Raw genomic sequence first — 12,264 nt, forward strand, 5'->3', positions numbered from 1 at the left:
CCATTGCCGCGAACGGACCTCGCCGCCCCTTCGCCGCCTTTCAGGCGAAGAGGGGTCTCAGGCGAAGACGACCGTCCGCCGCCCGTTGAGCAGCACCCGGTGCTCGCTGTGCCACTTCACGGCCCGCGCCAGCGCCTGGCACTCCACGTCGCGCCCTATGGCGACGAGCTGCTCCGGCGTGACCTCGTGCCCGACGCGCTCGACCTCCTGCTCGATGATCGGCCCCTCGTCGAGGTCGGCCGTCACATAGTGGGCGGTCGCGCCGATGAGCTTCACGCCACGGAGGTGTGCCTGGTGGTACGGCTTCGCGCCCTTGAAGCTCGGCAGGAAGGAGTGGTGGATGTTGATGATCCGGCCGGACAGCTTGGCGCACAGGTCGTCGGAGAGCACCTGCATGTAGCGGGCGAGCACGACGAGCTCGACGCCCTCCTTGTCCACGACCTCCAGCAGCTGTGCCTCGGCCTCCGCCTTGGTGTCCCTGGTGACCGGGATGTGGTGGAACGGAACGCCGTACGACCCGGCCAGCTCGCGGAATTCGGTGTGGTTGGAGACGACCGCGGCGATCTCGACCGGGAGTGCGCCGATGCTCGTGCGGAAGAGCAGGTCGTTCAGGCAGTGCCCGAACTTGCTGACCAGGAGCACGATCCGCATGCGCTCCTCGGACGGGTGAATCCGCCACTCCATCCGGTACGCGCTGCCCACCGCGGCGAAGCTGGCCCGCAGCCGGTCCGCGGTCACCTCGGACTCGGCGGAGAAGTGGACCCGCATGAAGAACAGGCCGGTGTCCTGGTCGCCGAACTGCTGGCTGTCGACGATGTTGCAACCGGTCATGAAGAGATAGCTGGAGACCGCGTGCACGATGCCCTGCTTGTCGGGGCACGACAGCGTGAGGACGTACTGCGACGGCTCGGCGGCGGGCTGCGGCTGCTGTTCGTTCACGGCGCCAGCCTCGCACACACCTGCCCCACCCGGCACGGATGTCCGGCAACCGGAACGCCACCCGGACCTGATCGCGGGCCCTCGCCGGGTCAGGCGGAGCGGTTGTAGATCGCCAGCACCTGGAGCGACCGCGGCGGCGCCTCCGGGTCGTCGCCGTCCGCGGCGGCCATCCGCAGGTGTGCCTCGCGGGCCGCCTGTATCGCCTCCGGCCAGGCGGGGTGGTCCAGATACGCGGTGGCGGGCGCGTCCGCGCCGACCTGGTGCAGGATCTTCAGCACACGCAGCACCGCGACGTCGACGAGCGCGGCCTCCTGCGAGTCGCGGAAGATCGTGCCGACGTACTTCTCCGCCGACCAGTTGTCGAGCCAGGTGTCCTCGACAAGGCGGTAGACGGCATCGGTGACGTCCCCGTATCCGTCGAGGCCCGCCTGCCAGACCTCGCGCTGGAACACCGGGTCACTGATCATGTGCAACGCCGAGCGCACATTGCTGCGCCAGCGCCACCACGGCATGTCGTTGAGCGGCATGCCCCCCATCGTGGAGGAGTGAGGGCCGCGACGGGAAGACTTCTCCGAACCTTGCACAACGCCCGATCGTACGCACTCGAACAACGGCACCCGTAATTCACCTGAAAGTGACCGTGTGTTCGGACCCGGTCACCCGTACGTTGAGGCCGAGGCGGAATCTTCCGCTTACATGACTGAACGGCGTACGCATCGGGCACGTCAAGCTGTCGTCCTGCTTCTGGCCGCGTCCGCGCTGCTCAGTGGCTGCGGTTCGCTCACGGGGGGCGCGGGGGGCTCCCCGGGGCCCGTGGTCGTCATGACCTGGGCGCCGACCGGCACCAATGCGACCAATATGCCCGGCATGCCGGCCATGGCGAAGGTCTTCGAGCAGTACGTCAACGACGAGGGCGGGCTGCGCGGCCGCAAGCTCAAGGTGCTCACCTGCAACGAACGCCACGACGCCGTCGCGGTCACCGACTGCGCCCAGCAGGCCGCCGACGCGCACGCGGTGGCGGTCGTCGGCTCGTACAGCGAGGAGGGCAGCAGCTTCATCTCGGCCCTGGAGGCGGACGACATCCCGTACATCGGGGGCTACGGAATCACCGAGGACGAGTACCAGAGCCCGATGTCGTACCCGATCAACGGCGGGCTGCCCGCGCTTCTGGCCGGGAGCGGGCTCCAGTTGGCGGGGCTGTGCAAGAAGGTGGCGCTGGTGCGGCCGGACTCGATCACGGGCGATCAGTTCCCGATCTTCCTCGATCAGGGGCTGAAGGCCGCGGGACGGCGGCCGACGACGGACCTGCTCGCGGCCGACGACGCGACCGACTACACGGCTGTCGCCGAGCAGGCGGTCGGCGACGACAAGCCCTCGACCTGTGTCTCCGCGGTGCTGGGCGACCACACCAGCACCTTCTTCGACTCGCTGCGCCGGGTAGGCGACGAAAAGCCCAAGGTGCGGCTGTCGTCGGTGCTCGGCAGCGTCCAGCAGTCGGTGATCGACTCCACCGGCGGCCCCGGCAGCCCGCTGGAGAACGCCTACATCACCGGCTGGTACCCGCCGGCCTCCGATCCCAAGTGGAATCGGATGAAGTCGGTCGTCAACAAGTACGCCTTCGGTGACGACCGGATCGACATCGCCGACCCCGGGGTGCAGACCACCTGGGTCGCGTACACCGTCTTCACCAAGGTCGTGGAGGCGATGAGCGACAAGACCACGCTGGACGCGGACGGCGTACGGCGGGCGATGGACCGCACCGCGCGACTGTCGACCGGCGGCCTCACCCCCGATCTCGGGTGGACCGACGCCGACATGCTCGGCATCCCCGAGCACCCCCGGATGGTGAACACGAAGGTGACCTACCAGGTGGTGCGTAACGGCCGGCTCGTCCAGGCCAGGCCGGGCTTCATCGACCTGACGTCGACGCTCAGGCCGAAGGCGTACACGGCCCTGCGGTAGCCGCGGGCGACACCGGCCGGACGCGCCGGGCCCGCGGAGGGCGTGGGGCGCGGCCCGCCGGTCGTACGGCCGCGCCCGCCGCGTTCGGGCGCGGCGCCGCTACAGCTGGCTGAACTGGCGCTGCGTGAGCCCGTACTTCTTGGCGATGCTGTTCCAGAGCTTGACCGCGTTCTTCTTCTGCGTGGTGGCGGTGCCGCTCTCCCGGTTGCCGGCCAGCGTCTCGGACGTGGTCCGGGCGTGGCCGCCCTTGCAGACCTTGTGGCCCTGCTGGGCCTGGTCCGCCCAGCCCGCGTAGTGGCTGTCGGCGGCGGAGGACGCCTGCCATGCCTTGGTGAGCGCGTCGGTGAGCGCGGCGTGGTTGGGCAGCTGGTCCACCGAGAGCTTGGACAGCTGGGTGATCAGGTCCTTGCGCTGTCCGGCGGCCGCGCGCAAGTCGCTCGCGGCGCCGGGGAGTTCCTTGCAGTTCTTGATCGACTCGACGGCGCTCACCACCGAACTGCGGCTGGCGTCACTGGTGCTGAGCAGCGAGTCGAGGGCCTGCGCCTGCTGCTCGGCCGCGTCGGTGTCGCTGCTGGGGGCGTCGGTGCTGCTCGCGGAGGCGCCGGGGGGCGCGGAGGTGCTGCTCCCCGCGACGGTGTCGTCCTTGTCGGACTTGCCACCGCCGCTGAGCAGGCCGCCGAGCACCAGACCGGCCACCACGCACCCGGCGACGACGATGCCGATCAGCACCTTGGGCGACATCCGGCGCCGGCCGCCGGAGCCGCCGTCACCGTCGTCGTAGGCGTACGCGGGCTCGTACCCGCCCGGCTGCTGCCCGCCCGGTTGCTGCCCGTACGGCGGTCGGCCCCCGGCCTGGCCCGCGGGGGCCTGTGCGGGCTGCCGGCCGTACTGCGGGCGGCCCTGCTGCTGGGAGGGCGGCTGGATGATGTGCGGGCGCACGGGAGCCGGGCTCGGCACGTCGTTGCGGAACAGGTGGTCGTAGTCGCTGTCGTGCTGCGGCCCGGCGGGCTGCTCCTCGTAGTCGGTGTACTCCTGGCCGTACGACGGCTGGGTGCCGTACGGCGCCTGTCCGCCGTAGCCGGCCTGGTCGTACGACGGCTGCTCGTAGCCCTGCCGCTGATAGCCCTGGTCCTCCTGGAAGGCCGGCAGCGGGAGCGCCCGGGTGGCCTCGGCGGCCGGCAGGTCGGACGCGTACTGGACCTGCGGGGTGTGCGGCGCCTGGGGCGGTACGGGCGGCAGCGGCGGGGCGGCCTGGCCCGCGGGCTGCTGGGGCGCGCCGCCGGGGTACGGCGGCAGCATCTGGGTGGCGTCGGCCGGTGCCGGGGCGCCGGGCGCGGGCACTCCGGCCGGGTAGGGCGGCAGCATCTGGGTGGCGTCGGCCGGTTCGGGCGCCGGGGCACCCCACGGACTGCCGCCGGCCGGCTGCACGTGTTCGCCGTACACCAACGGCTGCTGGTGCTGATCCGAGGGGAGTACGACGCCCCGGTACGCGTCGGGCGATTCCTCGCCGCGTCCGCTGCTGTGCATCGCCGCCCACTCCCGCCTCTGCCAACCCGTCGGAACCGTCGACCCACGCTACCGGGTCAATCGGAACGCCGACCACGCACCCGAACGAGTGAGCGCCACGACACACCGCCGCGGCACGGCACGTTTGGGCGCGAGGCCGGGCGCTGCCGGGTCTGCACTGCGCTTTGACGGCCGTGCGCGGGCACGGTGTCGGTCAGGTAACGATTCGCCGGGGCACGGCCGTTGGTGCCCTCCCTTCGCTGTTAGGCCGCCTCCCGTTCATCGAGCCGGGCGCCGAACTCCCTTACCGCGGGCTCGTCGGCGTAGGGCTCGAGGCGGCGCCGGAAGTCGTCCAGGTACTCCGCGCCGCGGTTGGAGCGCAGTCCGGACAGCAGGGTGACCGCCTGGGCGCCGGAGTGGCAGGCATGCTCCAACTCGCGCTGCTGCACCTGGGCGTCGGCGAGCAGCAGCAGGTCGATCGCGCGGCGCCGGGAGCGCGACTTGGGGTGCGCGGCCAGCGCCTCCTCGGCCCGGCGGGCGGCGGGCACCGCCTGGCCCAGGTCGCGGTGGCAGTGGGCGAGTTCGTCCGCGAGATAGGCGTGGTCGAAGTGCGCGATCCACGCCGGGTCCCGGTCCGGCTCGGACCTCTCCATCGCTTCGAGGGCGAGCCCCGCGACGGTGGCGAACGTACGGGCGTCGCCGAGCAGCGCGTGGCCGCGGGCCTCCGCCGCGTAGAACATCGCCTCGGCGGTGGCGGTGACATGCCCGCGGGCGCCTTCCTGGGCGGCGCGGGCGAGTTGGGCGATCTCGCGCGGGTTGCCGAGCGAGGCCGCGAGGTGACTCATGCTCGCGGCCAGGATGTAGCCGCCGTAGCCGCGGTCGCCGGCCGCCTGGGCCAGCCGCAGCGCCTGGATGTAGTACCGCTGGGCCAGGCCGGGTTGGCCGGTGTCCACCGCCATGTACCCGGCCAGCTCGGTCAGTCGGGCGACCGCGGAGAACAGCTCGCGGCCCACCGCCTCGCGGTAACTGCCCGCGAGCAGCCCGGAGACCACGCTGTTGAGGTAGTGCACCACGACCGGCCGGACATGCCCGCTGCCGAACCGGTGGTCGAGGTCGGTGAGCGCCTGCGTGGTCGCGTTGACCGCCTCGACGTCGGACATGCCCACCCTGGAGCCGCCGTTGCGCGCGACACCCTGGTCGGGGCGGGTGATCAGCCAGTCCCTGCTGGGCTCGACGAGCGCGGACGCGGCCACCGTGGAGCCGGTGAGGAAGTCACGGCGCCCCACGTCGCTGCGCCACAACTCGCAGACCTGCTCGATCGCACCGAGCACCGTGGGCGCGAAGTGCAGGCCGATGCCGGTGGCGAGGTTCTTGCCGTTCGCCATGCCGATCTCGTCGATGGAGACCGCGCGGCCGAGCTTGCGGCCGAGCGCCTCCGCCACAATGGCCGGGGCCCGGCCACGCGGTTGCTGCCCACGCAGCCAACGGGCCACGGAGGTCTTGTCGTAGCGCAGGTCGAGGCCATGCTCGGCCCCGCACAGGTTGACCCTGCGAGCGAGCCCGGCGTTGGAGCAGCCGGCCTCCTGGATCAGGGCCTGGAGCCTTTCGTTCGGCTGCCGCGCCACAAGTGGTCGTGCGGCCATCGGTCCCCCCTCGTCGTCTTCGACGTCGTTCTTCCCATTCATCGGCCGATAAACTCCGCAATGACGGCATTTCACCCGCACTGGGGGCGGCCTCCGCTTCCCGGTTGACCTACCCGGATACAAGGCCGGGTCCCCGTACGCGCCCCCGGCAGTGCACCCGTGCGCCCGCCGTGAACCGCGATCGGGGCCCTGGGGCTCCCGCCCGCAGGGCAGTTGGGCCGCGCACGGGGGCGGCGGCGTGCCTCCGCGCCAGCTCACCGGCCGTCAACTGCGCGGCGTGTCGGTCCGATTGGCGCATGAACGCCACCGGGACGCACGGCTCACCGGCCGGTCGGCGACCGGCCGGGGGCGCACCGCTCCGACCGTGCGCCTCACCCCGCTGTCCGGCCCCGGAGCCCGCCCGACCAGCGCGGACCGGTCCGCGCGGGCGGACGGCGCCCCGGCACCGGGCGCCGGGCGTGGCACGCGGGGACGCGTGCTTCGGTATCTCGTCCGACCGGGCGGAGCCCCGGTCCGGGCGGGGTGTGGGCAGGTGTGGACGGGCCGCACGACGACCGGCGGGCCGCGCGGGCGGACGACGGGTGGCCCCGCCCGGACCGGCGACCCGCGCCCGTGGCCGGCTCTTCTGACCGCTCACCGTGACCGGTCGCGCTCACCCTCAGTCCCGACCCGACTCTTCCGGCCGACCCCGGACCGGCCCCGGACCCGCCCTCTGGCCAGCCCTTCTACCTCAAGATCCGCTCAGATTTTCGGTCACTGTCAGTGGTCACGCTTAAGGTGGCGGTGCGCGATGAAAAAGTGTCCGCCGCGCCGACCTGCGGCGGACCACGGCTGGGCACGACCGGGGAGGTGCCGCACGATGGGGAAGTCGAAGGACTCAGCACGGGAGAGCGGGCGGGAGAGCGTCCGCGAGCGGTCCGGGCGGAAGCTGGAGCCGTACTTCGGCACGCCCGAGCCCGCCGGGCAGAGCGGACCCGTGCCCGCGGTGCGCGTGCGCCGACTGGTGAAGCGGTTCGGCGACCAGGTGGCCGTCGCGGGGATCGACCTGGAGCTGCCGTCGGGGCGTTTCATCGGCCTGGTCGGGCCCAATGGCGCCGGGAAGACCACCACCTTGTCCATGGTGACCGGGCTGCTGCGGCCGGACGACGGCGTGGTGCAGATCGTCGGCCACGACGTGTGGTCCGACCCGGTGGGCGTGAAGTCCCGGATCGGTGTGCTGCCGGAAGGGCTGCGGCTGTTCGAGCGCCTGTCCGGCCGCGAACTGCTCACCTTCACCGGCCGGTTGCGCGGTCTGCCGGCCGAGGAGGTCGACAAGCGCGCCACGCAGCTGCTCGACGTGCTCGATCTGGCCGCCTCCCAGCACAAGCTGGTCGTCGACTACTCCACCGGTATGCGCAAGAAGATCGGTCTGGCCGCCGCGCTGCTGCACAACCCGGAAGTCCTCTTCCTCGACGAGCCCTTCGAGGGCGTCGACCCGGTGTCCGCGCAGGTCATCCGCGGTGTGCTGGAGCACTACACGGGCTCGGGCGGCACCGTGGTGTTCTCCTCGCACGTGATGGAGCTGGTGGAGAGCCTGTGCGACTGGGTCGCGGTGATGGCCGCGGGCCGGATCGTCGCGCACGGCCCGCTCGCCGACGTACGGGGGAACGCGCCCACGCTGCAGGACGCCTTCCTGTCGCTGGTGGGAGCGGACCGAAACGCCGGACAGGATCTCGACTGGCTGGGCGGGGGCGCGCGATGACCACCGCGGGTCCCCTGACCGCGCCGCCGCCCGACCCCGTCCAGGGCCGGGCCGCGTCGGTGATCCCGACCTTCGTCCGGCTCAAGGTCGCCGTGATGCGCAACGGGCTGAGCCGGTCCACGGGCCGCGCGGTCAGCTGGTCGATCGGCGTCGCCTTCGCGATGCTGTACGCCCTCGGCCAGGGCGCGGGCATGATCGTGCTGCGCGGCAACGACTACGCGTCCGCCGCCGCCATCACCGTGGCCGTTGTGCTGGGCCTGGGCTGGGCGGTGATGCCGCTGTTCTTCTTCGGCGGCGACGACACCCTCGACCCGACCCGGCTCGCCATGCTGCCGCTGCGCCCGCGCCCGCTGGTCGTCGCGCTGCTGGTGTCCTCGCTGGTCGGTGTCGGCCCGCTGTTCACACTGCTGGTGTCGGCCGGCGCCGTGGTCGCGGTGGCGCACGGCGGCGCGGCGGCGGTCGTCGCGGTCTTCTCGGTCGCCCTTTTCCTGCTGACCTGTGTGACGCTGTCCCGGGCGGTGGCCGCCGCCAACACCCGGCTGCTCACCAGCCGCAAAGGCCGCGATCTCGCGCTGCTCAGCGGCCTGTTCGTGGCGGTCGGCGCCCAACTGGTCAACCTGGGGCTCAGTTCCCTGACCTCCGACCGTGGCCTGCACCGGGTCACCTCGGTCTCCTCGGTGCTGCGCTGGATACCGCCGGCGCCCGCCGTGGACGCCGTCTGGTCCACCTCGCGCGGCGCGTACGGCCTGGCCGCCGCGCAACTGGCGCTCAGCGTCGCCGTGCTGGCCCTGATCCTGCGCTGGTGGTACCACAGCCTCTTCCGGCTGATGCTGTCGCCGGACTCGTCCACGATCCAGACGGCGCCCGACCGCGTGGAGCGCAAGGGCGGGACGGGCCGGCCGCTTGCGGCCCGAATACTGCCCAAGTGGCTGGTCGCCGGGCGGACGGCCACGGTGATGGAGCGCCAGTTCCGTTACGTGGGCCGCGACCCCAGGCTGCGGGCGTCCTGGGCGACCGGGCTCGCGGTGGGCCTGCTGCTGCCGCTGGTCGCGGTGGTCCAGCACGGCTCGGTCTACCAGTGCCTGTGGGCGGCGGGCCTGCTCGGCATGCAGATGTACAACCAGTTCGGCATGGACAACTCGGCGTTCTGGACCATCAGCGCGACCATCGCCACCCGGCGGGACGCGGAGCTGGAGCTGCGCGGCCGGGCGCTGACGCTGGCCACGGTCGCGGTGCCGTACGTCGCCGTCGTCACCACGGCCACCGCGCTGCTGCTGGGCCGTACCTCCGCCCTGGCCGAGACGCTGGGCCTGGCCCTCGCGTTCCTCGGCGCGCTGATCGGCACCGGCGGCTACGCGAGCGTCCGTTTCCCGTACGCGGTGCAGGGCGACAGCCCGTTCGGGAACGCGGCGCCCGGGAACAGCGGTCTGGTGATGTTCAACGTCTTCGGCGGCACGCTGGCCGGCACCGCGCTGTGCCTGCCGGTGCTGGGGCTGACCGTCGCCCTGCACCTCACCGGCCATCACGCGCTGCTGTGGATCGTGCTGCCGATCGGCGTGGTCTACGGCTTCACGCTCGCGGCGGCGGGACTGCGGTTCACCGCTCCCCGGCTGCTCGCCCGCCTTCCGGAGATACTCACCGCCGTCGCCAAGGGGTGAGCCCGGGTTCGGTGCACCACGCCAGCAGGGCGAGTACGGGCAGTGCGGCCCCGAAGCCGACCACCGCGGTCCAGCCGCCCGCGTGGTAGGCGTACGAGCCCGCCTGGGAGCCGATCGCGCCGCCGATGAAGAAGGTGCCCATGAAGGCGCTGTTCAGCCGGGCCCTGGCCCGGCCGTCGAGCTGGTAGACCACCTGCTGGCCGAGGACGAGGGTGATCTGCGTGGCCATGTCCAGCACGATGGCCGCCGCGCCGAGCGCCACGACGCTGTGCCTGCCCACACCGGCGATCCCGAAGGCCAGCGCGGCGGCGACGAAGGCGACGGCGGTCATCGGCCGGACCAGGCCGCGGTCCGCCCAGCGCCCGGCGAACGGCGCCACCAGCGCTCCCCCGGCCCCCGCGAGCGCGAAGAGCCCCACCTGCCACTGGGCGTAGTGGAAGGGAGGGCCCGTAAGGATGAAGGAGATCGTCGTCCAGAAGACAGAGAACGCGCCGAACATCGCCGCCTGGTACAGCGCCCTGCGGCGCAGCGGCGGATGGATCTTGAGCATGCGCGCGGTCGACCGCAGCAGCTCACCGTACGACAGCCCGGCGGCCTTCCCGCCGGGCTCGCGCCGCGGCAGCGCCGAGCGCAGCACCAGGGTCAGCACGGTCATCAGCCCGGCGGAGGCGAGGTAGACGACCCGCCAGCTGGTCGCGCCCGCGACCAGGCTGCCGAAGGTGCGGGACAGCAGGATGCCGGTGAGCAGACCGCTCATCACCTGTCCGACCACCCGGCCGCGGCTCTCGTCCGGCGCGAGGTCAGCGGCGAACGGCACCAGGATCTGGGTGACGACCACCGTCGTACCGACGACGAGCGAGGCGATCAGCAGGACCGGGAAGTCCGGGGCGACACCCGAGATGACGAGGGCGCCGATCGTCAGGGAGAGCAGCACGGTGGCGAGCCGGCGCTTCTCGGTCACGTCGCCCAGCGGGACTATCAGGAACAGCCCGAGGGCGTAGCCGAGTTGGGTGGCAGTGACCAGGCTGCCCGCGACGACCGAGGTGATGGTGAAGGAGTGGCGCAGCTCGCTGAGCAGGGGCTGGGCGTAGTAGAGGTTGGCGACCGTCAGGCCGCAGGATATGGCCAGCAGCACGATGAGGCGGCGCGGCGGACCCGCGTCGGGCAGCCGGGCGGCCCCGGCGCCGGACCCGGTGGCCGCCCCGGCGCCGGACCCGGTGGCGGATGTCGTACCGGGGACCTCGCCCGGGGTGTCCCACGAGTCGGCGAGGTCGGCGGGCTGGGGCATCGGTACCTCGCTGGGATCGACTGATGAACCGGTTAAACCGGTTCGCACAAGGTACCAGTTAAACCGGTTCCGCCAGTAGGGTGGACGTATGAACGACAGCGCCGCTCCCGGCCGATTCCGCCAGGGCTCGGGACGGCTGTGCCTGGACTTCCTGCGTACGGTGCGGCATCGCGGCACCCCCGAGGTCACGGAACGGCTGACCGATCCGGAGGCGCTCGCGGCCTGGGTACGTCAGTGCGGCCCCTGCTACGACGCGCTCACGACGGCGGGGCCCGCAGCCGGTGGGCCCGCTGGGAGGCCGGGGGCGGAAAGGCTGCCCGGCGCCGAGCAGTTGCGGGACGCGCGGGCACTGCGGGAGGCGGTGTACGTGTCGGTGCTGGCCGCGCTCGGCCCCGAAGGCCCCTGCGCGGTCGGCGCCGAGGCCCGCCGCAGGCTCAACGACGCGGCCGCGGCGGCCGTACCCACCCCGCGACTCACACCGTCCGGTGAACTCGTATGGCAGTCAGCCGATCCGATCACCGCCACGCTCGCGCTCATCGCCCGTGACGCCCTCGACCTCGTCACCTCTCCCGCTCTGCTCGCGCGGGTCCACCACTGCGCCTCCCCCACCTGCGGGGCGCTCTTCCTCGACCAGTCCCGCCCGGGAACCCGCCGCTGGTGCTCCATGGACACATGCGGCAACCGCGCCAAGAAGGCGGGGCTGCGGGCGCGCGGATGAGCCGGCGGGGGCTCAGGAATTCCAGCGGAAGGTCGTCATCAGGGCGTCGAAGAGTTCCGTCAGCGCGCGGGCGAACTCACCGTCCGGATCTCCGTCCCCGGCGGTCGAGAAGCTGACGGCCAGCCAGCGGCCGACGTCCCCCGGCACGGGCAGTACGTAGTCGACGTGCCGCGCGTACGTATCGGGGTCGGCGCCGCCCGCGCCGGGCGGTTCCACGTACTCCCACCGCACGGCCAGCGTCTCCGCGATCCCGCGCACTTCGCCGGGCTCGCCCCTGCGGCGGTCGGCGGCGAGCTGCGCGAGTACGGCCTCGGGCGTCGGATCGGCGCCCTCGGGGCGGTTGATCTCCGTGACGAGGAAGGAAGCGGCCATCAGCGTCGGCGGACGGGTCCGCACGGGTACGTACAGATCGAGGCCGCCGGCCTTACGCGCCTCGGCGGCGAGGCGTTCGACCTTGCGCCGTACGTGCAGGCGGTAGGCCACGGCCTGGTCCCGGGGGACGTCGGAGGGGATCGCCTCGATCCCCCGGAACACCTTCTCGTCCAGGGCTTCCCCGGTGCCGTGCCGGAGCGGGATCCGCACCCATCCCGGCGGGAGCAGGACGGTGTACCCGGTCGGCGGCGCGCCCGCCCTCACGGCGTCGCCTTCCCCACCCGCCGCAGCCGCCACCGCGCGAAGGTGGCGACGAGGGGGGCGACGAGGGGAATGGGGACGACGGTCACCACTCCCGTGGAGAGGACGGCCATCGCGCCCAGAATGCCTCCGACCCAGACGGGGAAGAGAACCCCCGAGTCCCACCCGGAGCGGTG

General features: G+C 72.4%; 10 protein-coding genes. 4 read left to right on the plus strand and 6 right to left on the minus strand.

The window, feature by feature from the left end; genetic code table 11:
• Positions 1-57: 57 nt before the first annotated feature.
• Together purU and OHA30_RS12900 are read right to left on the minus strand one after the other, a co-directional pair.
• The gene (purU, locus tag OHA30_RS12895) at positions 58-939 is read right to left on the minus strand and encodes a formyltetrahydrofolate deformylase (protein WP_328913967.1); all 882 of its coding nucleotides are present in this window, start codon (positions 937-939) and stop codon (positions 58-60) included.
• 89 nt (positions 940-1,028) lie between these two features.
• Positions 1,029-1,475 carry an SCO4402 family protein gene (locus OHA30_RS12900; RefSeq protein ID WP_328913968.1) on the minus strand — a complete coding sequence of 149 codons (447 nt, stop codon included), beginning with the start codon at positions 1,473-1,475 and terminating at the stop codon, positions 1,029-1,031.
• Positions 1,476-1,635: 160 nt separating this feature from the next.
• On the opposite strand from OHA30_RS12900, the gene OHA30_RS12905 reads away from it, so the two are divergent.
• Entirely contained in the window at positions 1,636-2,901 is a 1,266-nt protein-coding gene (locus OHA30_RS12905; protein ID WP_328913969.1) for an ABC transporter substrate-binding protein, read from the plus strand.
• 99 nt (positions 2,902-3,000) lie between these two features.
• On the opposite strand, the gene OHA30_RS12910 is transcribed toward OHA30_RS12905, so the two are convergent.
• Positions 3,001-4,428 carry a hypothetical protein gene (locus tag OHA30_RS12910; RefSeq protein WP_328913970.1) on the minus strand — a complete coding sequence of 476 codons (1,428 nt, stop codon included), beginning with the start codon at positions 4,426-4,428 and terminating at the stop codon, positions 3,001-3,003.
• Between the two features lie 242 nt (positions 4,429-4,670).
• A complete protein-coding gene (locus OHA30_RS12915; protein WP_328913971.1) occupies positions 4,671-6,050 on the minus strand; it encodes a transcriptional regulator in 1,380 nt (459 codons plus the stop codon).
• Positions 6,051-6,909: 859 nt separating this feature from the next.
• Here OHA30_RS12915 and OHA30_RS12920 point away from each other — a divergent pair.
• Both OHA30_RS12920 and OHA30_RS12925 read left to right on the plus strand, forming a co-directional pair.
• On the plus strand, positions 6,910-7,791 hold the full coding sequence (locus tag OHA30_RS12920; protein ID WP_328913972.1) for an ABC transporter ATP-binding protein: 882 nt from the start codon (positions 6,910-6,912) through the stop codon (positions 7,789-7,791).
• Positions 7,788-9,449, plus strand: coding sequence for a transporter (locus OHA30_RS12925; protein WP_328913973.1), 1,662 nt, complete (start codon positions 7,788-7,790; stop codon positions 9,447-9,449). Before OHA30_RS12920 ends, OHA30_RS12925 begins: the two co-directional genes overlap by 4 nt.
• Here OHA30_RS12925 and OHA30_RS12930 read toward each other — a convergent pair.
• Positions 9,427-10,737 (minus strand): MFS transporter, encoded by a 1,311-nt coding sequence (locus OHA30_RS12930; protein ID WP_328913974.1) that lies wholly within the window; start codon positions 10,735-10,737, stop codon positions 9,427-9,429. The two genes, OHA30_RS12925 and OHA30_RS12930, sit on opposite strands and share 23 nt — an antisense overlap.
• 88 nt (positions 10,738-10,825) lie before the next feature.
• On the opposite strand from OHA30_RS12930, the gene OHA30_RS12935 reads away from it, so the two are divergent.
• Positions 10,826-11,455, plus strand: coding sequence for a CGNR zinc finger domain-containing protein (locus tag OHA30_RS12935; RefSeq protein WP_328913975.1), 630 nt, complete (start codon positions 10,826-10,828; stop codon positions 11,453-11,455).
• A 12-nt stretch (positions 11,456-11,467) separates the two neighbouring features.
• Here OHA30_RS12935 and OHA30_RS12940 read toward each other — a convergent pair whose 3' ends face one another.
• Complete coding sequence (locus tag OHA30_RS12940; RefSeq protein ID WP_328913976.1) at positions 11,468-12,091, minus strand: hypothetical protein; 624 nt, start codon at positions 12,089-12,091, stop codon at positions 11,468-11,470.
• Between the last annotated feature and the right edge of the window lie 173 nt (positions 12,092-12,264).

The sequence above is a fragment of the Streptomyces sp. NBC_00223 genome, assembly GCF_036199905.1.
Classification (GTDB): domain Bacteria; phylum Actinomycetota; class Actinomycetes; order Streptomycetales; family Streptomycetaceae; genus Actinacidiphila.